This window comes from Roseicyclus mahoneyensis, from assembly GCF_003148775.1.
Lineage (GTDB): Bacteria > Pseudomonadota > Alphaproteobacteria > Rhodobacterales > Rhodobacteraceae > Roseicyclus > Roseicyclus mahoneyensis.
This window is the reverse complement of the sequence record NZ_QGGW01000008.1, coordinates 61,885-82,883: the sequence shown is the minus strand read 5'-3', so window position 1 is coordinate 82,883 and position 20,999 is coordinate 61,885. Positions and strand designations below refer to the sequence as shown.

Genomic DNA, 20,999 nt, shown 5'->3' with positions numbered 1-20,999 from the left:
ACAGCTTTGCCGCGATGGCAAGATCATTGCGCCGCGTCGCAGCAAAAAAATTGCGTCGCGGGGGTCTTGGGCGCAAGAAAACGACCCGCGCATCCTTCATCCGATATTAACCGCGCCACGGCAGCCTGTGGATCAGAGGCGCCCGTCCGACAGGCGCGATGTTCGAGACCGGCTCAGCGGGGCCGCGAACGCCCCCCTGCGCCCCAAACCGGGAAAGGCACCGGGATGACACAGGAACTGCGTTTCCGGGCGATGACGATCCTTCTGGCCACTGCCACCACGACCGTCCCGCTGGCCGGGGCGGGCTATGCGCAGGGCGCGGGGTCGATGATCTGCGGCCAGCGCGCCCAGATCGTGGGCCAATTGCGCGCGCGGTTCGGCGAACAGGTCCGCGCGGTCGGCCTTGCAGGTCAGACCCGCATCGTGGAGGTGTTCGCGTCGTCCGAGACCGGAAGCTGGACAATCACTGTCACCTCGGTCGACGGGATCACCTGCTTGATGGCCTCGGGGCAGCATTACGAAGCCATCGCCGCCCTGCCCGCCGGTGAACCGATGTAGACCATGGTTCAGGTCAGCCCGTCCCACAACAGCTTCAGCCCGGTCAGCACCAGCGCCGTATAGGCCACCGCAAAGAAAAGGCGTTCCGGGATCACCTTGTGCGCCCTTACTCCGACGAAAGCCCCGATCAGCGCAAAGGGGATCAGCGCCGCGCTCCACCCCAGAAGCGACAGCGTGAACAGCCCCATCATGGTATAGATCGCAGCCTTCAGCGCGTTGACCACCCAGAACACGATCACTGATGTGGCGTGGTACTGCGTCTTGCCGATACCGCCCTGCCCCAGCATGAACACGGCAAAGGGCGGTCCGCCCGCATGCGCCACGAAGCTGGTGAACCCCACGCCAGCCCCTGCGATCCAGCCCTTGCGGCGGTCAAACCCCTGCGGGCGGGGCGCGATCCAGCCCCGCGCCAAGGCCAGCCGGAACAGCGGAAACCCCACCGCCAGCACGCCGATCAAGATGCGGATGCCATCGGCCGACACGACAAAGAACAGCGCCGCCCCCAGCGCCAGTCCCGGCACAGCGCCGGTCAGGATGGCGCCCGCCGATGGCGCATGCCACTGCCCCCAGAAGGCCCGCACGGCGGCCACGTCGATTGCCATCAGCACCGGCAGCATCAGGGCGAGCGCCACCCCCGGCTCCACCACCATGGCGAGAATCGCGGCACCCGCGAACCCCAGCGATCCGCCGAATCCGCCCTTGGACAGACCCGCCAGAAACGCCCCAAGCGCCGCCAGCGCGAACACCCATCCTTCCAGCATGGGCTTTCCTTTCCCAAGGGTTTCAACGGCTTGTTCCGCGCCGCGTGGTCTTGCTGCGACCACTGGCGTGTCTTGCCGCCCTGCAGCGGGCTTGCACCAGACACGCCGCAGGTCTACGCCCATCGCCGATATCAACGAGGCACCTGGAGATCAATCTCATGGCCAGACCCAAGATTGCGCTGATCGGCGCCGGGCAGATCGGCGGCACGCTCGCCCATCTCGCGGCACTCAAGGAACTGGGCGACGTCGTCCTGTTCGACATCGCCGAAGGCGTTCCGCAGGGCAAGGCGCTCGACATCGCCGAAAGCGGCCCGTCCGAGAAATTCGACGCGAAGATGAAGGGCACGAATGATTACGCCGATATCGCGGGCGCCGATGTCTGCATCGTGACCGCCGGTGTCGCGCGCAAGCCGGGGATGAGCCGCGATGATCTTCTGGGCATCAACCTCAAGGTGATGAAGTCGGTCGGCGAAGGCATCAAGACCCATGCGCCGAAGGCCTTCGTGATCTGCATCACCAACCCGCTCGACGCGATGGTCTGGGCGCTGCAGAAATTCTCGGGCCTCCCCCCGCACATGGTCTGCGGCATGGCCGGCGTTCTCGACAGCGCCCGCTTCCGCCACTTCCTCGCCGAAGAATTCGATGTCTCGATGAAGGATGTGACCGCCTTCGTGCTGGGCGGGCATGGCGACACGATGGTGCCGTCGGTGCGCTACTCGACCGTCGCGGGCATCCCCCTGCCCGACCTGATCGAGATGGGCTGGACCACCAAGGAAAAGATGGACGCCATCGTCCAGCGCACCCGTGACGGCGGCGCCGAGATCGTGGGCCTGCTGAAAACCGGCTCCGCCTTCTACGCGCCCGCCACCTCTGCCATCGAGATGGCCGAGGCCTTCCTCAAGGATCAAAAGCGCGTCCTGCCCTGCGCCGCCTATTGCGACGGCGAGTTTGGCCTGAAAAAGACCTACGTCGGCGTGCCCACCGTGATCGGCAAAGGCGGGATCGAGCGCATCGTCGAGATCAAGCTGACCAAGGACGAACAGGCGATGTTCGACAATTCGGTCGCCGCGGTCAAAGGGCTGGTCGACGCCTGCAAGGCGATCGACGAAAGCCTCGCCTGATGCACCTCGCGGCGGCCCCCGGACCGAGGGGCCGCCGCACCCCATGACGCGCGCGCCCTCTCCCTATCTCGTGTCCGGCTTCTACGACCGCGCGCTCCGTGATGGCCGTCACCGCGATATCGTCGGCGGCCGCTGGGACGAAACCGGGCGGCTGCAAATGGCGCTTTTGCAGGCCCACGGCCTGCAGCCCAACCAAACGCTTCTCGACATCGGCGCGGGATCGCTGCGCTTGGGCTGTAAGGCCGTCCCCTACCTCGATCCCGGTCATTACTGGGCGACCGACGCCAGCCGCGCCCTCATGCTGCGCGGCCGCGAGATGGAACTGCCGGACCCCGACCGTCTGCCCGAGGATCGACTGGTCGAAGATGCCGATTTCGCCTTCCCAAACCTGCCGCTCCGCGTCGATTGCCTCATCGCCTTCGGCCTCTTCACCCACCTGCCCCCCGGACAAACCGCCCATGCACTGGCCCGGATCGCCCGCCGCTGGCCCGAGCCCCGCGTTTTGCTGTTCACCGTCTTTCTGGCACCCGAAGATCACGCCGGCGAAAGCCTGCGCCAGCCCGATGGCGTCGTCACCCACCCCGACCGGCCGCCGTGGCACCTGACCGAGACGGCGCTGCGGGGCATGGCCGATGCTGCGGGCCTGACGCTGGAACGCCAGCCTGACCGCCTGCCGCGCGGACAGGTCCTGTTCCGGGCGTGAGATACGTTTTCCTGCAGGAAAACGCTCCTAAAAACTGCAGTTTTTCCAAACGGAAATCTGCAGATTTCCGCCCCCCGTTGACATCCCGCGATCTCGCGTCCCTGATCCCCCCAACCTCGACAGGAGCCCCACATGCGCGATTTCGACCATGAGCTGGAAACCCGCCTTACCCGTTACGCCGCCATCGACAGCCAGTCCGACATGGACAGCCCCGCCCAACCTTCGACCGCGATCCAGCACGCGATGCTCGACCTGATGGTGCAGGAATTGCAAGAGATCGGCGCGGCGGATGTGACCAAAACCCCCTATGGCACGGTGCTGGCCACCATTCCCGGCAACCGCCCCGGCCCCACCATCGGCTTTCTCGCCCATGTCGATACCGCCCCGCAATTCAACGCCACCGGCGTCAAACCCCGCGTCATCCGCGGCTACAACGGCGGCGCGATCACTTTCCCGGACGCCCCCGACCTGACGCTCACCCCCGAGGATTTCCCATACCTCGCCACCAAGATCGGCGAGGATATCGTGACCGCCTCGGGCCTCACGCTGCTGGGCGCTGATGACAAGGCGGGCATCGCCATCGTCATGACCGCCGCCCGCCACCTGATCGAAAACCCCGACCTGCCGCGCCCCACGATCCGCATCGCCTTCACCCCCGATGAAGAAATAGGGCGCGGCGTCGATAAACGCCTGCCCGCCGATCTGGGCGTCGATTTCGCCTATACCTTCGACGGCGGCGACGCGGGCGAGATCGTCTACGAGACCTTCAGCGCCGATTTCGCGGTCGTCACCATCACCGGCGTCTCGATCCATCCCGGCGAGGCGACGGGCAAGCTGGTGAACGCCATCCACCTCGCCTCCCGCATCGTCGAAACGCTCCCCCAGGCGACCATGACGCCCGAGACCACATCGCTCCGCGAAGGCTTCATCCACGCCGTCGACATGAAGGGCAGCGCCGACCAGATGGTGCTGCGGCTGATCTTGCGCGATTTCGAACGTGACGGGCTGGCCGCCAAGGGCGATCTGGTCAGGCAGGTCTGCGCCGCCATCGCCGCCACCGAACCGCGCGCGAAAATCGACGTGCAGATCACGCCGCAATACCGCAACATGCGCTACTGGCTGGAGGATGACATGACGCCCGTCGATCTTGCCCGCGACGCGCTGCGCGATCTGGGACATGAGCCGATCGAGGCCGTGATCCGCGGCGGCACCGATGGCTCGCGGCTGACGGAAATGGGCGTGCCCTGCCCCAATCTGTTCACCGGCATGCAGAATGTGCACGGCCCGCTCGAATTCGTGTCGGTGCAGGACATGGCGCTTGCAACACGCCTCATGATGCAGATCGCGGCCCGTGCGACCGGGACGAAACCCACCTGAGTCGTGCCGGGATACGATTGCATACCACTAACATCGGCAGCTTGTGATCACACGTTTTCAGCCTGTGATCACAAATGTCGCTTTTTTCCCGAAAACCCTGCTCCTGCGGCACAAAGCCGGTTTATTGCCCGCGTCGGTTGTGCTTATGCCCTGACCAAACTCCACCAACGACGGGACAGTTTCGTGAACATTCATGAATACCAGGCGAAGGCGCTGCTTCGCCAATACGGCGCACCGGTCAGCGATGGCCGCGTTGTCATGCGGGCCGAAGAAGCCAAGACGGCGGCAGGCGAAATGGACGGCCCGCTCTGGGTGGTCAAGGCTCAGATCCATGCCGGCGGCCGCGGCAAGGGCAAGTTCAAGGAAGCCGACGCCGGCGAAAAGGGCGGTGTGCGCCTGACGAAATCCGTCGAGGAAGCCGCCGAGGAAGCCAAGCGCATGCTCGGCCGCACCCTCGTCACCCACCAGACCGGCCCCGCCGGCAAGCAGGTCAACCGCATCTACATCGAAGACGGCTCGGGCATCGAGCGCGAGATGTATCTGGCCCTTCTGGTGGATCGCCAGACCAGCCGCATCTCCTTTGTCTGCTCCACCGAGGGCGGCATGGACATCGAAGAGGTCGCGGCCCACACGCCCGAAAAGATCCTGTCCTTCTCGGTCGATCCGGCCACCGGCTACCAGTCTTTCCATGGCCGCCGCGTCGCCTTTTCGCTGGGCCTCACCGGCAAGCAAGTCAAGGAATGCGTGTCCCTGATGGGCCTGCTCTACAAGGCCTTCACCGAAAAAGACATGGAGATGCTGGAGATCAACCCGCTGATCGTCACCGACGAGGGCAGCCTCAAGGTGCTCGACGCGAAGGTCGGTTTCGACGGCAACGCGGTCTACCGCCATGCCGATATCGCAGCCCTGCGCGACGAGACCGAGGAAGACCCCAAGGAACTGGCGGCCTCCAAGTATGACCTCAACTACATCGCGCTCGACGGTCAGATCGGTTGCATGGTCAACGGCGCGGGCCTTGCCATGGCGACGATGGACATCATCAAGCTCTATGGCTCGGAACCCGCCAACTTCCTCGACGTGGGCGGCTCGGCCACCCGCGAAAAGGTGACCGAAGCCTTCAAGATCATCACCTCCGACCCCAACGTGAAGGGCATCTTGGTGAACATCTTCGGCGGCATCATGCGCTGCGACATCATCGCCGAGGGCGTGGTGGCCGCCGTCAAGGAAGTCGGCCTTCAAGTCCCGCTTGTAGTCCGCCTCGAGGGCACCAACGTCGAGAAGGGCAAGGAGATCATCAACGCCTCCGGCCTCAACGTCATCGCCGCCGACAACCTGTCGGACGCGGCGGAAAAGATCGTGAAAGCGGTCAAGGGCTGAACCGGGAACCCCCGCGATGCGCCTGAACCCGATCCCCGCCACCCTGTTCACGACAGCGACGGCAGCAGGCCAGCACGCGCTGGCCCGCCCGGCCGCCGGCATCGGCAGGCGGCGCGCGATCTGGTCGGCGCTTCACCTTCTGGGCGCGGGCCTGTTCGTGCTGGCGATGATCACGCATCTGGCACAGGCCCGGCCAAACAGCGCGCCCACCCCCATCGGGACGGGCGCGGCCATATCCCCCAGTCCGGAGTGGCCTTCGCCCTCCGACCCGCACAAGATTTAAGGAGAAAGACGATGGCTGTCCTCGTCGACGAAAACACCAAGGTGATCTGCCAAGGCTTCACCGGCTCACAGGGCACGTTCCATTCGGAACAGGCCATCGCCTATGGCACCAAGATGGTCGGCGGCGTGACGCCCGGAAAGGGCGGCTCGACCCACCTGAACCTGCCGGTGTTCGATTCGGTCCATGAGGCCAAGCATGCGACCCACGCCAACGCCACCGCGATCTACGTGCCCCCGCCCTTCGCCGCCGACAGCATCCTCGAGGCGATCGACGCCGAGATGGAACTGATCGTGTGCATCACCGAAGGCATCCCGGTGCTCGACATGATGAAGGTCAAGCGCGCGCTGGAAGGGTCGAAATCGCGGCTCATCGGGCCCAACTGCCCCGGCGTTATGACGCCCGATGCCTGCAAGATCGGCATCATGCCCGGCTCCATCTTCCGGCGCGGGTCGGTGGGCGTTGTGTCCCGCTCGGGAACGCTGACCTATGAGGCTGTGAAACAGACCTCCGACGTGGGCCTCGGCCAATCCTCCGCCGTGGGCATCGGCGGCGACCCGATCAAGGGCACCGAACATCTCGACGTGCTGGAAATGTTCCTGGCCGACCCCGAGACCCATTCGATCATCATGATCGGCGAAATCGGCGGATCGGCCGAAGAAGAAGCCGCCCAATTCCTCGCCGACGAGAAAAAGCGCGGCCGCTGGAAGCCCACCGCCGGCTTCATCGCCGGCCGGACCGCCCCTCCGGGCCGCCGCATGGGCCATGCTGGCGCCATCGTCGCCGGCGGCAAGGGTGATGCGGAAAGCAAGATCGAGGCGATGAAAGTCGCAGGCATCGTGGTGGCCGACAGCCCCGCAGGCCTTGGCGAGGCCGTGCTGAAGGCGATCGGCTGACAAGAGAACCCACACATCCCCGGGCGGCAAGTGATCCCGTCCGGGCGCTCAACCCAAGTCAGGTGCACAATTGGCCAATCCAAGCTCCAAATGGCGGTTATACGCTTCGAGCGTCATTCGATGCCACACCGCACGCGACATCAAGAAACCTTCGCCTAACAAGCGAAAGAACTGCCCGACCTGGTGTCTGAAAAAGGAAATTTAGTCATGGTTTTGGTTTGCAATGACCCAAAATTCATTTTCCTAAAGACGAAGAAAACCGCAGGCACATCCGTTGAGATGCTACTCGAACCCTTCTGCGCACCAGAAGGGCATGCGGTTTTAGAGAAAGTGGACGTTATCGTGTCAGATCGAGGCATTATCGGCTCACGACTTAAAGGTGCGCAATTGCCAGATGAGCTATCCAAAATTTATGGACTTTGGCACAATCATAAACCGGCGGCGATGGTCCAGCAGCTTGTTGGCATGATCAAGTGGCGGCAATCCACCAAGATTACTACGGTGCGCAACCCATTTGACCGCATGGTTTCCATGTTTCACTATGGTCATCGGAACGCACCTTTCTTGGGGGGCGACTTTGATGGTATTCGAAAAAACTTTCAGACGTGGATTGTAAGTGGACGTTGGGACGCCGACGAAAGTATTGTCACAATCGACGGCAAGTTGTGTGTAGACTTTATTGTTCGATTTGAAAATTTGCGCGACGATCTGAAATCGCTAGGTGCGCAACTTGGCGTAGACATTGCAGTAGATAGCCTGCCTCATACAAAGAGCATGGCTGCAACCCGACGATATGAAGTGCGGGACTACTACGATGAAGACTCAGTAAAAATGGTTGTTGAGCGCCATAAGTGGGTTTTCGATAACTGTGACTATGCCAACGAACCACAGTAGAAGTGGGTATCACACCTGCTGAAAAAGGTGCAGCCATGACCGACCAGAGCCCGAACGACCAGTTCCACGCCTCCAGCTTCATGCAAGGCCACAACGCGGCCTATCTGGAACAGCTCTATGCCCAATACGCCCGCGACCCGAACGCGGTCGACGAGGCGTGGCGCGCGTTTTTCGCGGCCCTTGGTGACAGCGCGCAGGACGCACAGGCCGAGGCGCAAGGGCCAAGCTGGGCGCGCCGCGATTGGCCGCCCACGCCCTCGGATGACCTGACCAACGCGCTGACCGGCGAATGGCCCCAGGCCGCCGCCGAGATCAAGGGTGCGGGCGACAAGATCAAGGCCAAGGCGCAAGAAAAAAGCGTGGAAGTCACCGACGCGCAGATCCAGCGCGCCGTGCTCGACAGTATCCGCGCGTTGATGATCATCCGCGCCTACCGCATCCGCGGGCATCTGGTTGCCGATCTCGACCCGCTGGGCATGCGCGAAACCACGCCACACCCCGAACTTGATCCCAAATCCTACGGCTTCACCGAGGCCGACATGGATCGCCCGATCTTCATCGACAACGTGCTGGGTCTGCAGATGGCCTCCATGCGCCAGATCGTCGAGATCGTGAAGCGGACCTACTGCGGCACCTTCGCGCTGCAATACATGCACATCTCCGACCCCGAACAGGCCGCCTGGCTCAAGGAGCGGATCGAGGGCTATGGCAAGGAAATCCAGTTCACCAAGCAGGGCCGCAAGGCGATCCTGAACAAGCTGGTCGAGGCCGAGGGTTTCGAAAAATTCCTGCACGTCAAATACATGGGCACCAAGCGTTTCGGCCTTGACGGCGGCGAGGCGCTGATCCCCGCGATGGAACAGATCATCAAGCGCGGCGGCGCGCTGGGTCTGCAGGAAATCGTCATCGGCATGCCCCACCGCGGCCGTCTGTCGGTTCTGGCCAATGTGATGGGCAAGCCCTACCGCGCGATCTTCAACGAGTTTCAGGGCGGCAGCTTCAAGCCCGAGGATGTCGACGGGTCTGGCGACGTGAAATACCACCTCGGGGCATCCAGCGACCGGGAATTCGACGGCAACCGCGTGCACCTGTCGCTGACGGCCAACCCCTCCCACCTCGAGGCGGTGAACCCCGTTGTTCTGGGCAAGGTCCGCGCCAAGCAAGACCAGATGGGCGACAGTGAACGCCGCCGCGTCATGGCGATCTTGCTGCACGGCGATGCGGCCTTTGCCGGTCAGGGCATCGTCGCCGAAGGGTTCCAGCTCTCGGGCATCCGGGGCCACCGCACCGGCGGCACCATGCACATCGTGGTGAACAACCAGATCGGCTTCACCACCGCGCCGCATTTCAGCCGGTCGAGCCCCTACCCGACCGACATCGCCCTGATGGTCGAGGCGCCCATCTTCCACGTCAACGGCGATGACCCCGAGGCCGTGGTCCATGCCGCACGCGTCGCCACCGAGTTCCGGCAGAAATTCGGCAAGGACGTGGTGCTCGACATCTTCTGCTACCGCCGCTTCGGCCACAACGAAGGCGACGAGCCGAATTTCACCAACCCGGTGATGTACAAGAAGATCAAAACGCAAAAGACCACGCTGCAGCTTTATACCGAACGGCTGGTCAAGGATGGTCTGATCCCCGAAGGTGAGATCGAGGATGCGAAAGCCGCGTTTCAGGCCCGCCTGAACGAGGAATTCGAGGCCGGCAAGGATTACAAGCCCAACAAGGCCGATTGGCTCGATGGCCGCTGGTCGCACCTCAACCGCGAGGGCGAGGAATACCAGCGCGGCGAGACCGCGATTCGGCCCGAGACCATGGCCGAGGTCGGTCGCGCGCTGTCCACCGCGCCCGATGGCTTCAACCTGCACAAGACGGTCGCGCGCCTGCTGGAAACCAAAGCCGAGATGTTCAAGACCGGCCACGGCTTCGATTGGGCCACCGCCGAGGCGCTGGCCTTTGGCAGCCTTCTGACCGAAGGCTACCCGGTGCGTCTGGCCGGTCAGGACAGCGCGCGCGGCACCTTCAGCCAGCGCCATTCCGCGCTGGTCGAGCAAGATTCCGAAGACCGCTACTACCCGCTCAACCATGTCCGCGAAGGCCAAAGCCGCTACGAGGTGATCGACAGCGCGCTCTCTGAATACGCCGTCCTTGGTTTCGAATACGGCTACAGCCTTGCCGAACCCAACGCCCTGACGATGTGGGAGGCGCAGTTCGGCGATTTCGCCAATGGCGCGCAGATCATGTTCGACCAGTTCATCTCGTCGGGCGAACGCAAATGGCTGCGCATGTCGGGCCTTGTCATGCTGCTCCCTCACGGCTTCGAGGGGCAAGGGCCTGAACACTCCTCCGCACGTCTTGAACGCTTCTTGCAGATGTGCGCCGAGGACAACTGGATCGTGGCCAACTGCACCACGCCCGCCAACTACTTCCACATCCTGCGCCGCCAGATCCACCGCAGCTTCCGCAAGCCGCTGGTGCTGATGACGCCCAAATCACTGCTGCGTCACAAGCTGGCGATTTCGGATGCCGAGGATTTCACCACCGGCTCCAGCTTCCACCGGGTGCTTTGGGATGACGCCGAAAAAGGCCATTCCGACACCGTGCTGGCATCGGATGACAAGATCCGTCGCGTCGTGATCTGCTCGGGCAAGGTCTATTACGATCTTCTGGAAGAACGCGACAATCGCGGCATCACCGATGTTTACCTGCTCAGGCTGGAACAGTTCTATCCCTTCCCCGCGCTGGCGCTGATGAAGGAGTTGGAACGCTTCAAGGGTGCCGAAATCGTATGGTGCCAAGAAGAGCCCAAGAACCAGGGCGGATGGTCCTTTGTCGAGCCGAACCTCGAATGGGTCCTGACCCGGATCGGTGCGAAACACACCCGCCCCCGCTATGCCGGACGTGCGGCCAGCGCCTCGCCCGCCACGGGGCTTGCCAGTATGCACAAGGCCCAACAAACCGCGCTCGTGAACGACGCGCTGACCATCGAAGGGTAATCCCATGTCCATAGAAGTCCGCGTGCCCACCCTGGGCGAAAGCGTCACCGAAGCCACCGTCGCCACCTGGTTCAAGAAGCCCGGCGATACCGTCGCCATCGACGAAATGCTGTGCGAGCTGGAAACCGACAAGGTGACGGTCGAGGTTCCCTCGCCCGCCGCAGGCACCCTTGGCGACATCGTCGCCGCCGAGGGCGAAACGGTCGGCGTCAACGCGCTGCTCGCCACATTGACCGAAGGCACGAGTGCCGCCCCCGCCAAGGCCAAAGCCGAGGCCCCCGGCAAAGCCGCCGCCGCCCCCGAGGGAAAGGCCGTCACCGTCATGGTGCCGACCCTTGGCGAGTCCGTGACCGAGGCAACCGTCTCGACCTGGTTCAAGAAGGTCGGCGACACCGTCGCGCAAGACGAGATGCTGTGCGAGCTGGAAACCGACAAGGTCTCGGTCGAGGTGCCCGCCCCGGCCGCAGGCGTGCTGACCGAAATCCTCGCCCCCGAGGGCACGACGGTCGAGGCTTCGGGCAAGCTTGGCGTCATCGGCGGTGCCTCCGCTGCAGCCGCAGCGCCCGCGCCCACCGCCGCCGCCGCGCCTGCAGCAGCGGCGACCAGCAAGGATATCGAAAACGCCCCCGCAGCGCAGAAACTGATGGCCGAAAAGGGCCTTACGCCTGCGCAGGTGCAGGGCACCGGCCGCGACGGGCGGATCATGAAGGAAGACGTGATGAAAGCCGCCTCAAGCCCCGCGCCCGTGGCCGCAGCCCCCGCCCCCATGGCCAGCGCGCAGCGCGCCCCCAGCCCGGCCGAGGATGCCGCCCGCGAGGAACGGGTCAAGATGACCCGCCTGCGCCAGACCATCGCCCGCCGCCTCAAGGACGCGCAGAACACCGCCGCGATGCTGACCACCTACAACGAGGTGGACATGACCGGCGTCATGGACCTGCGCAACGAATACAAGGACCTGTTCGAGAAAAAGCACGGCGCGCGGCTGGGCTTCATGTCCTTCTTCACCAAGGCCTGCGTCCACGCGCTGCGCGAGGTCCCCGAGGTCAACGCCGAGATCGACGGCACCGATATCGTCTACAAGAACTTCGTCCACATGGGGATCGCGGCGGGCACGCCGCAGGGCCTCGTCGTGCCGGTCATCCGCGACGCCGACCAGAAATCCTTTGCCGATCTGGAAAAGGAAATCGCCGAGAAAGGCCGCCGCGCCCGCGACGGCAAGCTGTCGATGGCCGAGATGCAGGGCGGCACCTTCACCATCTCCAACGGCGGTGTCTACGGCTCGCTGATGTCCTCGCCCATCCTCAACCCGCCGCAATCTGGCATCTTGGGCATGCACAAGATCCAGGACCGGCCGATGGTCGTGGCTGGTCAGATCGTGATCCGCCCGATGATGTATCTGGCGCTCAGCTACGACCACCGCGTCGTGGACGGCAAGGGCGCGGTGACGTTCCTTGTGCGGGTAAAGGAAGCGCTGGAGGATCCGCGGCGGCTCTTGATGGATCTGTGATGTGTTCCGCCACCCTCGGGCTCGATGATCCGACCCGTCACCCTCGGGCTTGACCCGAGGGCCTCTCACCCAAGGGGCCAGCAGGATGTTCGTGTACATGATGACCAACAAGCCAGACGGAACGCTCTATATCGGCGTCACCAATGACTTGGTCCGGCGTGTGCACGAGCATCGGACCCATGCCGTGAAAGGCTTCACGGATCGCTACAACCTCGAACGCCTTGTCTGGTTCGAACCGCATGATAGCCCCACGGAAGCCATCCGGCGCGAAAAGGCCCTGAAAAGCTGGAACCGTGCATGGAAGGTCGATCTGATAGAAACGGCCAATCCGGGCTGGCGCGACCTGTGGGACGAGATCATCGGGTCAAGCCCGACGATGACGGAAGGTGTGGCCCGATGATCGTCTCCACTTCCCGCAACGCCGTCACCCTCACCGTCACCCTCGGGCTCGACCCGAGGGCCTCCCTCCATCCTGACGGAAGTCCAAAATGACCACCGAACTCTACATCCTCACCCTCGCCGCCCTCCTGCAATACCTGCAGATCGCGCTCTACTCCGTCGCCGGCAACGCGCAGGCGGGGACCAAGGCCGCCATGGGCCCGCGCGATGCCAAGGTGGAACTGACCGGCGTGGCCGGCCGCCTCCAGCGCGCGATGAACAACCATTTCGAGGGGCTGATCCTCTTCGCCATCGCGGTCGTCGTCGTCACCCTCTCGGGCCGGTCCTCGCCCCTGACCGAGATCTGCGCCCATGCCTATCTCGTCTCCCGCGTGCTCTACATCCCCGCCTATGCGCAGGGGCTCGTGCCATGGCGCAGCGTGATCTGGGCCGTGGGTTTTCTTGCCACCCTCGTCATGCTGCTCGCCGCCCTGTTTGGCAGCGGTGCGTGATCCGCGTATGTACAGCCTGTGTACGGGGTGTGTACGCCCCGTGACCGACCTATTCCCGACAGGAGGACCCCATGTCCAGCTATGACGTCATCATCATCGGCTCCGGCCCCGGCGGCTATGTCTGCGCCATCCGCTGCGCGCAGCTCGGCCTGAAAACCGCCGTCGTCGAGGGGCGCGAGACGCTGGGCGGCACCTGCCTCAACATCGGCTGCATCCCCTCCAAGGCCTTGCTGCACGCCTCCCACATGCTGCACGAGGCCGAACACAATTTCGCCGCCATGGGCCTCAAGGGAAAGTCGCCGTCGGTCGACTGGAAACAGATGCTGGCCTACAAGGATGACGTGATCGCCCAGAACACCAAGGGCATCGAGTTCTTGTTCAAGAAGAACAAGATCACGTGGCTCAAGGGCTGGGGCTCCATCCCCGAGGCGGGCAAGGTCCGCGTCGGCGACGACACGCATGAGGCGAAAACCATCATCATCGCAACGGGTTCCACGCCATCGGCGCTCCCCGGCATCGAGATCGACGAGAAAACCGTCGTGACCTCCGAAGGCGCGCTGGAGCTGGCCAAGATCCCGAAAAAGTTGGTCGTGATCGGCGCGGGCGTCATCGGGCTGGAGCTTGGCTCCGTCTATGCCCGTCTGGGCGCCGAGGTGCAGGTGATCGAATATCTCGACCACATCACGCCCGGCATGGACGCCGAAGTGTCCAAGACCTTCCAGCGCATCCTTTCAAAACAAGGGCTTGCCTTCACGCTCGGCGCCGCCGTGCAATCCGTGGACACGGCCAAAAGCGGCGCCAAGGTCACCTATAAGCTCCGCAAGGACGACAGCACCCACATCGTAGAGGCCGACACCGTCCTCGTCGCTACCGGCCGCAAGCCTTACGTCGACGGCCTCGGCCTCGAGGCGCTCGGCGTCAAGATGACCGACCGCGGCCAGATCGCCACCGACAGCCATTATGCCACCAACATCAAGGGCATCTACGCCATCGGCGATGCCATCGTGGGCCCAATGCTGGCCCACAAGGCCGAGGATGAAGGCATGGCCGTGGCCGAGGTGGTCGCGGGAAAACATGGCCATGTGAACTACGGCGTGATCCCCGGCGTGATCTACACCCACCCCGAGGTGGCATCGGTCGGTGCCACCGAGGAAAGCGTCAAGAAGGACGGTCGCGCCTACAAGGTCGGCAAGTTCTCCTTCATGGGCAACGGGCGGGCCAAGGCCAATTTCTCGGGCGACGGCTTCGTCAAGATCCTCGCCGACAAGGAAACCGACCGCATCCTTGGCGCCCATATCATCGGGCCGATGGCGGGCGACCTGATCCACGAGGTCTGCGTGGCGATGGAATTCGGCGCAAGCGCGCAAGACCTCGCGCTGACCTGCCACGCCCACCCGACCTATTCCGAGGCGGTGCGCGAGGCGGCGCTGGCTTGCGGCGATGGCGCGATCCACGCCTGAGCGCGCCACCCTCACGCAGGACTGGCAGGCCAGCTACACCCCCGCGCTCAGCGTGGCGCGGGGCCAACGCCTCGCCTCCCACCACACCGACCCCGACAACCCCGGCTGGCGCTGGACCACCAATGCCGAGGGCCTCGGCGGCTGGCTGCCCGAGGGGCTGGTGGTAGACGGCTGCGCGACAGCAGATTTCGACAGCACCGAGCTGACAATTGCAGCAGGCACTCCCGTCGTCCGCCTCCTGCGCCTGAACGGCTGGTCACTTTGCGAAACACCTCAAGGCACCACAGGCTGGCTGCCCGACAGCCACCTCATGTCCCTCTGACCACTTCTGTGTTTGAAAAATATCCCCGGGGTCCGGGGGCGTCGTCCATTGTTCTCGAACCAATGGCGCATAATGGACGACCCCCGGCGACCGGCCACAGGCCCTACCCCGCCAAGAGCCGCAAGCCTTGCGTCACATCCGCTCGCACCGCCAGCCTGAGCCCCGGCTCGTCCCCGGCCTTCAGCGCTGCCACGATCAACCGGTGGTGCTGCGGCAGTTCCGTCCGGTTCAGCCGCCCATAGAGCGCCCGCATCGTCGGCCCCAGCTGCAGCCACACCGTTTCTGTCAGCGCCAGCATCGCGGGCGCCTGAGCACGCAGGTAGAGCGTGCGATGAAACTCGAGGTTGCGCTTGATGTAGGCCACGGCGTCCCGACGCGCGATCGCCTGCCCGATGGTGGCGTTGATCGCCTCCATACGCTCGATCAGCGCGGGATGGGCGCGGGGCAGCGCGCGGGCGGCGAGTTCCGGCTCCAGAAGCGCGCGCAGGGCCGCCAGTTCCTCGATGCGCTCATTGGACAGTTCGGGGGTGGAGGCGCGGCCCGAGGCCGACAGGAACAGCGCGCCCTCGCTCACCAGCCGCCGCACCGCCTCGCGCGCGGGCGTCATCGACACGCCGAATTCCGCGCCAAGGCCGCGCAGCGTCATCGCCTCGCCCGGCCCCACCTCGCCATGCATGATCCGGGTCCTGAGCGCGCGATAGACCCGGTCATGGGCCACCGCCGCTCCGGTCTCGGTCGGGCGGGGGTTCATCAGCATGGGGCATCCTCTTCCACAAGATCGAAGCGCAGCGCCAGAAGCTCCGACCCGTGGCGGCGTAGCCAGTCGCGGTGCTCACGGTAATCTGGGCGCAGGCGGGCGCAGACCCGCCAGAAGGCATCGGAATGGTTCATCTCGACCAGATGCGCGACCTCATGGGCAGCGACGTAATCCAGCACCGAGGGCGGTGCCATGATCAGTCGCCAGGAAAGCATCAGGTCGCCTTTCGACGAACAACTGCCCCAGCGACTTTTGGGATCGCGCAGTGTCAGCTGACCGGGCACCCGACCCAGCGTGCCTGCATGCACCGCCACCGCGCGCGCCAGCCGGTCGCGCGCCAATGCCGTCAACAGCGCCTTGATTCGCGGCCCCTCGCGCGGACCCGGCGGCACCGCGATCACGCCACCCTCGAACCGGGCCGCACGCCCTCCGCCGGCCACCACCGGACGCGGCACGCCGCAGACCGGAACATCCACCCCGATCCGGGCCCGCGCGGGGCGTGGAGCGGCGCTCAGGTGATGGCGCACCCAGGCCTCGCGGTCGCGCAAAAAGGCCAGCGCCTCCGCCTCGGACGCCCAAAGCGGCAGCGAAAGGCTCACCCGCCCGTCAGACCGCGACACCCGCAGGCTGTAACGCGTCGCGCGGGTGGACCGCCTGAGCGACACCACGACCGGCGGATCGCCGGGCAGAACATGTGTGGAAGCGCGCGTTTTCGACACCGGATCGACCGTCCTGAACCCCGCACCCGATGACAGGCGCGGACGGGGTTTGACACCATCCGCACACTATGGCAGAGGTCCGCATCCTGCGATACCGAAGAGTTATTTTGAGGGGGTTCAATGCCCAAAGAGGAATGGGGCGTCAAGCGCGTCTGCCCCACAACCGGCAAGCGGTTCTATGACATGGGCCGCAACCCGATCATCAGCCCCTACACCGGCGAAGTCGTCACGCTCGACACCGGCAAGGGCGGTCGCAGCATGGTTGCCGACAAGGCCGACAAGAAGGCCGTGAAGGAGGTCGTCGTCGATGATGACGATCTGGTTCTGGACGACGACATCGAGATCGATGACGACGATGCGGACGTCGATATCGACGATGACGATGTGCTGGACGATGATGATGAGGGCGACACCGTCGCGCTTGACGATCTGACCGACGTCGCCGGAAACGACGACGACTGACCACCCGCGGGGGCGGGGCAGCGTGGTGGAAAACGGTGTTTTTTCCCTTGCGTACCCCCCCGCCCTCGCATACACCGCCGACCACTCGACGGGGCGTAAGCGCCCCTCATTCGGGGCCTTAGCTCAGCTGGGAGAGCGCTTGCATGGCATGCAAGAGGTCAGGGGTTCGATCCCCCTAGGCTCCACCAAAATTTAAGATCATCCCACGCCCGAAGGGCAAAGAGCCCCACATCGCGTGTCGTGGCGCCTTGATCGTGCTCAGAATGCCGGATCATCGGGCAGGATCTGTCCACTCAGTTCCAGCACCAGCCCCTGCGCACCGTCGCTCAGGCGATAGCATGTCTGTCTCGAATGTTCCGACCTCTTCTGCCCGAGGATACGGAACTCCGCGCCCTTCAACGGCAACTCCTGATCGCGGAAGAACACCTTGTCGTCATCCCAGAGGAACAGCCCCTCGGACCGCACCCCTGCGGGGTCGAGCGGCAGGCGGCGGGCACCGAAGAAAACGCCCGCGCCGTCCGTTCCGAAACACGGACCAAGCGCGCGGAACCGTTTTGCGTCAGCGCCGGGCAGCACCACCAGCATACCGCCTACTTCGCGGGCATAGACACGGGTTCGGTCGGCCCAATAGATCGTGTCCCAGCGGTCGAAGAGCCAGCGGAAACTCGCACCTTCGGCGCCAACTACCGGCACATGGTTCCAGATCGCGGCACGGTTGTTCACGACGAAGCCGCCCTGCCGGACAACCGCGGGCGGCGAGCCGGACGCAAGCCGCCGATCCCAGACCTGTGTGCGGTCGGCGTGAAACCCTGCCTCGATCCGGAAAGACAGAGGATCAGCGCCCGGAAAGGGAATATCCCGGCCGCTGAAGCCGTCTCGACGGAACACCGCCCCTTCCGCGGTGAAAATGTCATCGAAGAGGCGAAAGGGCGCCTCAGATGTCGCGGCGGCGATCCGGGCGGGTTTTTCGACCTCGTCGCACCAGGCGCGATAGGATTTCCACGCTGCCCGGAACGGCTTGCACTGCATCCCCCGCGCGGCCATGGACCCTGCGGCATCTGGAAAGACGCCCTTGCGCGCAAAGCCCCACAGCCTGTCCGACAGGCCGGTCAGCAGTTCGGGCGCGACCTTGTCGGGTGCAAAGCGGTCAACAGCGCCGCCTGACAGCCGGACCCCTTCGCGCGGCAACGGAAAGGTGCTGGCGACAGCCCCCAGAGCGCGCGATTCACGGTCGAGCACGCTGGCCAGCGCCGCCATCAGCGGCCAGACCGGCGCAAGCGCCCCATCTGCGTAGTGATTCAGGATCCAGGCAAAGAACAGGCGGCCCTTGGCCGGATCATGGTGAACGATCACGATATCAGCCGGTTCGCCCCCGTCCAGCACGAGGCAGAGCGCGCGGCCCACCGTCACCTTGCCCTCGGCGGTCAAGATCTTCCGGCGAAACCACGCGGCCAGACCGGCCTCGCTCAGATCCGCCTCGAGCAGAAGACCTTCGGGTTCAGCCATGGCACGAAAGACCCTCATTACAGCTTGTACAGGCGGCAAGCACGCAAGCCCAACGGACCAAGGTCTGCCACGCCAGTCAACAAGAAAGGGCCCCGGATCTCTCCGGAGCCCCTGCTTGGCGTGATCGGGCCTTGCTCAGCCGATGATCGCGTTCAGTGTGGCCGAGGGGCGCATGATCGCCGCCGTCTTGACCGGATCGGTGTGGTAGTAGCCACCCTGATCCACGGCCTTGCCACGACCGGCCTGCAATTCGGCCAGGATCACGGCCTCCTTGCCGGCCAGTTCCGCCGCGATGGGGGCGAAATGGGCTGCAAGCTCGGCGTCCTCGGTCTGGGCTGCCAAGGCTTCCGCCCAGTAGCGCGCGAACCAGTAGTGGCTGTCGCGGTTGTCGGGATCGCCCGGCTTGCGCCCCGGACCACGGTCATGGTCCAGCACGCCTTGCGTCGCCGTATCGACCGCGTCCCCCAGAACGATGGCCTTGGTGTTGCCCTTGGTCTGGCCGAGGAACTTGAAGCTTTCGCCCAAAGCGCAGAATTCCCCGAGGCTGTCCCAGCGGAGGTGGTTTTCCGCCTGCAACTGCTGGACATGCTTGGGGGCCGAGCCGCCCGCGCCGGTCTCGAACATGCCGCCGCCCTGCATCAGCTTGACGATCGACAGCATCTTGGCCGAGGTCGCAAGCTCGAGGATCGGGAACAGGTCCGTCAGGTAGTCGCGCAGCACGTTGCCGGTGACCGCGATGCAGTTCTCGCCCTTGGTGATGGTCTCGAAGCTGGCGCGCGTCGCCTCGCGCGGGGCCATGATCTCGAACTTGTCGGCGACGCCCTTGGCTTCGAGGATAGGCTTGACCATGGCGATCAGCTGCGCGTCATGCGCGCGCGTTGCGTCAAGCCAGAAGATCGAGCGATAGCCGGTCAGCGCCTGACGCTCGATGGCGAGCGTCACCCAATCCTCGATGGGCGCCTGTCGCGTACTGGCCGAGCGCCAGATGTCGCCCTTCTGCACCTTGTGCTCGTGCAAGACGCTGCCGTCCTCCAGCACCATGCGCACCACGCCATCGGCGGGCATCTCGAAGGTGGTGGGGTGCGAGCCGTATTCCTCGGCCTTCTGCGCCATCAGGCCAAGGTTCTGGACCGTGCCGGCGGTGGCCGGGTTCATCTTGCCGTGTTCCTTGAAGAACTTGATCGTCTCGTCATAGACGGCGGCATAGGAATTGTCGGGGATGACGCAGACGGCGTCATGTTCCTTGTTGTCCGGGCCCCATCCCTTGCCGCCCGCGCGGATCAGCGCCGGCATCGAGGCGTCGACGATCACGTCGGAGGGCACATGCAGGTTGGTCAGCCCGCGGTCACTGTCGACCATGTAGAGCGGCGGGCGGTCGGCCATGCAAGCGTCGATCGCGGCCATGATGTCGGCCTCGCCCTTCACCCGCTCCATCAGATCGCCAAGGCCCGAGTTGGGGTTGACGCCCAAAGCCGCCATGCGCTCGCCAAAGGCGTCGAACACGGGGGCCAGATAGGCGCGCACGGCATGGCCGAAGATGATCGGGTCGCTGACCTTCATCATAGTGGCCTTGAGGTGCAGCGAGAACAGCACGCCCTCGGATTTGGTGCGGTCGATTTCCTCGGCAAGGAAGGCCTGCAATGTCTTGGCGCTCAGGTAGGTCGCATCGACGACGGTGCCTGCCGGGTAGCTGACGCCGTCCTTGAGCACATGCTCGACACCGTCCGCGGTGGTCAGCACGATCTTGGCCTTGGCGGCGGCAGGCAGTCTGGACGAGGTCTCGTTGGCGCGGAAATCGCCGCCGGGCATCGAGGCGACGCGCGTCTTGCTGTCCTTGGACCAGTCGCCCATGCGGTGCGGGTTGGCCTGTGCATAGGCCTTGACAGCCTTGGCCGCGCGGCGGTCGGAATTGCCTTCGCGCAGGACCGGGTTCACCGCCGAGCCCTTGATCGCATCGTATTTCGCGCGCGCGGCCTTTTCGGCCTCACTCGCCGGGTTTTCCGGGTAATCGGGGATGGCATACCCTTGCCCCTGCAGTTCCTTGATCGTCGCCACCAACTGCGGCTCCGAGGCCGAGATGTTGGGCAGCTTGATGACATTGGCACCGGCCGTCTTGACCAGTTCGCCAAGGATGGCGAGGTCATCGGTGACGCGCTGCGCCTCGGTCAGATGATCGGGAAAGGCCGCCAGAACGCGGCCCGCCAGCGAGATGTCGCGCGTGCCGATGCTGACGTCGGCGGCGGCGGCAAAGCTGCGGATGATCGGCAGGAGCGAGGCCGAGGCAAGCTCGGGCGCTTCATCGACCTTGGTGTAGATGATGTCGGGCGTGGTCTGATCGGTCATCGGGGTGTCCCTCGGAGGCTCAGGAATTTTGGTATGCGATAGTACACCAAACCCGCCGCGTCCAGCACCC

20 protein-coding genes and 1 tRNA gene are annotated in these 20,999 nt (G+C 64.5%); 16 read left to right on the top strand and 5 right to left on the bottom strand.

All coding sequences use genetic code 11. The annotated features are described in order from the left end of the window. Nucleotides 1-225: 225 nt before the first annotated feature. Nucleotides 226-558, top strand: a complete 333-nt coding sequence (locus C7455_RS15290) for a hypothetical protein (protein WP_146200021.1) — start codon at nt 226-228, stop codon at nt 556-558. An 8-nt stretch (nt 559-566) separates the two neighbouring features. On the opposite strand, the gene C7455_RS15285 is transcribed toward C7455_RS15290, so the two are convergent. Further along, nucleotides 567-1,319 carry a sulfite exporter TauE/SafE family protein gene (locus tag C7455_RS15285; RefSeq protein ID WP_109669678.1) on the bottom strand — a complete coding sequence of 251 codons (753 nt, stop codon included), beginning with the start codon at nt 1,317-1,319 and terminating at the stop codon, nt 567-569. A gap of 158 nt (nt 1,320-1,477) precedes the next feature. Between C7455_RS15285 and mdh the strand changes: the two genes are divergently transcribed. The 13 genes from mdh (at nt 1,478) to C7455_RS15220 (ending at nt 15,142) form a co-directional block, all read left to right on the top strand. Beyond that, a complete protein-coding gene (gene mdh, locus C7455_RS15280; protein WP_109669676.1) occupies nt 1,478-2,440 on the top strand; it encodes a malate dehydrogenase in 963 nt (320 codons plus the stop codon). 43 nt (nt 2,441-2,483) lie between these two features. Further along, the gene (locus C7455_RS15275; RefSeq protein WP_109669674.1) at nt 2,484-3,143 is read left to right on the top strand and encodes a class I SAM-dependent methyltransferase; all 660 of its coding nucleotides are present in this window, start codon (nt 2,484-2,486) and stop codon (nt 3,141-3,143) included. Between the two features lie 132 nt (nt 3,144-3,275). Continuing rightward, on the top strand, nt 3,276-4,520 hold the full coding sequence (gene pepT, locus C7455_RS15270; protein ID WP_109669673.1) for a peptidase T: 1,245 nt from the start codon (nt 3,276-3,278) through the stop codon (nt 4,518-4,520). Nucleotides 4,521-4,703: 183 nt separating this feature from the next. Next, a complete protein-coding gene (gene sucC / locus C7455_RS15265) occupies nt 4,704-5,897 on the top strand; it encodes an ADP-forming succinate--CoA ligase subunit beta (RefSeq protein WP_109669671.1) in 1,194 nt (397 codons plus the stop codon). A gap of 16 nt (nt 5,898-5,913) precedes the next feature. Then, nucleotides 5,914-6,180, top strand: coding sequence for a hypothetical protein (locus tag C7455_RS15260; protein ID WP_109669670.1), 267 nt, complete (start codon nt 5,914-5,916; stop codon nt 6,178-6,180). An 11-nt stretch (nt 6,181-6,191) separates the two neighbouring features. Beyond that, nucleotides 6,192-7,073, top strand: coding sequence for a succinate--CoA ligase subunit alpha (sucD, locus tag C7455_RS15255; protein ID WP_109669668.1), 882 nt, complete (start codon nt 6,192-6,194; stop codon nt 7,071-7,073). A 183-nt stretch (nt 7,074-7,256) separates the two neighbouring features. Next, on the top strand, nt 7,257-7,967 hold the full coding sequence (locus C7455_RS19965) for a sulfotransferase family 2 domain-containing protein (RefSeq protein WP_146200020.1): 711 nt from the start codon (nt 7,257-7,259) through the stop codon (nt 7,965-7,967). A 35-nt stretch (nt 7,968-8,002) separates the two neighbouring features. Next, nucleotides 8,003-10,963, top strand: coding sequence for a 2-oxoglutarate dehydrogenase E1 component (locus C7455_RS15245; RefSeq protein ID WP_109669665.1), 2,961 nt, complete (start codon nt 8,003-8,005; stop codon nt 10,961-10,963). A gap of 4 nt (nt 10,964-10,967) precedes the next feature. After that, complete coding sequence (gene odhB, locus C7455_RS15240) at nt 10,968-12,470, top strand: 2-oxoglutarate dehydrogenase complex dihydrolipoyllysine-residue succinyltransferase (RefSeq protein ID WP_109669663.1); 1,503 nt, start codon at nt 10,968-10,970, stop codon at nt 12,468-12,470. Between the two features lie 85 nt (nt 12,471-12,555). Further along, entirely contained in the window at nt 12,556-12,870 is a 315-nt protein-coding gene (locus C7455_RS15235) for a GIY-YIG nuclease family protein (protein WP_109669662.1), read from the top strand. 88 nt (nt 12,871-12,958) lie between these two features. Beyond that, nucleotides 12,959-13,360 (top strand): MAPEG family protein, encoded by a 402-nt coding sequence (locus C7455_RS15230; RefSeq protein ID WP_109669660.1) that lies wholly within the window; start codon nt 12,959-12,961, stop codon nt 13,358-13,360. A 71-nt stretch (nt 13,361-13,431) separates the two neighbouring features. Continuing rightward, nucleotides 13,432-14,820, top strand: a complete 1,389-nt coding sequence (gene lpdA / locus C7455_RS15225; protein WP_109669659.1) for a dihydrolipoyl dehydrogenase — start codon at nt 13,432-13,434, stop codon at nt 14,818-14,820. Beyond that, nucleotides 14,801-15,142, top strand: coding sequence for a hypothetical protein (locus C7455_RS15220; RefSeq protein WP_109669657.1), 342 nt, complete (start codon nt 14,801-14,803; stop codon nt 15,140-15,142). The genes lpdA and C7455_RS15220 overlap by 20 nt, the downstream gene beginning before the upstream one ends. Before the next feature lie 103 nt (nt 15,143-15,245). Here C7455_RS15220 and C7455_RS15215 read toward each other — a convergent pair whose 3' ends face one another. Beyond that, complete coding sequence (locus tag C7455_RS15215; RefSeq protein ID WP_109669656.1) at nt 15,246-15,899, bottom strand: GntR family transcriptional regulator; 654 nt, start codon at nt 15,897-15,899, stop codon at nt 15,246-15,248. Beyond that, the gene (locus tag C7455_RS15210) at nt 15,893-16,618 is read right to left on the bottom strand and encodes a M48 family metallopeptidase (protein ID WP_109669654.1); all 726 of its coding nucleotides are present in this window, start codon (nt 16,616-16,618) and stop codon (nt 15,893-15,895) included. The genes C7455_RS15215 and C7455_RS15210 overlap by 7 nt, the downstream gene beginning before the upstream one ends. Nucleotides 16,619-16,738: 120 nt before the next feature. Here C7455_RS15210 and C7455_RS15205 point away from each other — a divergent pair, with 120 nt between their 5' ends. Together C7455_RS15205 and C7455_RS15200 are read left to right on the top strand one after the other, a co-directional pair. Continuing rightward, complete coding sequence (locus C7455_RS15205) at nt 16,739-17,080, top strand: TIGR02300 family protein (RefSeq protein WP_109669653.1); 342 nt, start codon at nt 16,739-16,741, stop codon at nt 17,078-17,080. Nucleotides 17,081-17,192: 112 nt separating this feature from the next. Then, nucleotides 17,193-17,268 (top strand) — tRNA-Ala (locus tag C7455_RS15200). Between the two features lie 70 nt (nt 17,269-17,338). Here C7455_RS15200 and C7455_RS15195 read toward each other — a convergent pair. Beyond that, the gene (locus C7455_RS15195; RefSeq protein ID WP_109669651.1) at nt 17,339-18,586 is read right to left on the bottom strand and encodes a hypothetical protein; all 1,248 of its coding nucleotides are present in this window, start codon (nt 18,584-18,586) and stop codon (nt 17,339-17,341) included. 135 nt (nt 18,587-18,721) lie between these two features. Then, nucleotides 18,722-20,929 carry an NADP-dependent isocitrate dehydrogenase gene (locus C7455_RS15190; protein ID WP_109669649.1) on the bottom strand — a complete coding sequence of 736 codons (2,208 nt, stop codon included), beginning with the start codon at nt 20,927-20,929 and terminating at the stop codon, nt 18,722-18,724. Between the last annotated feature and the right edge of the window lie 70 nt (nt 20,930-20,999).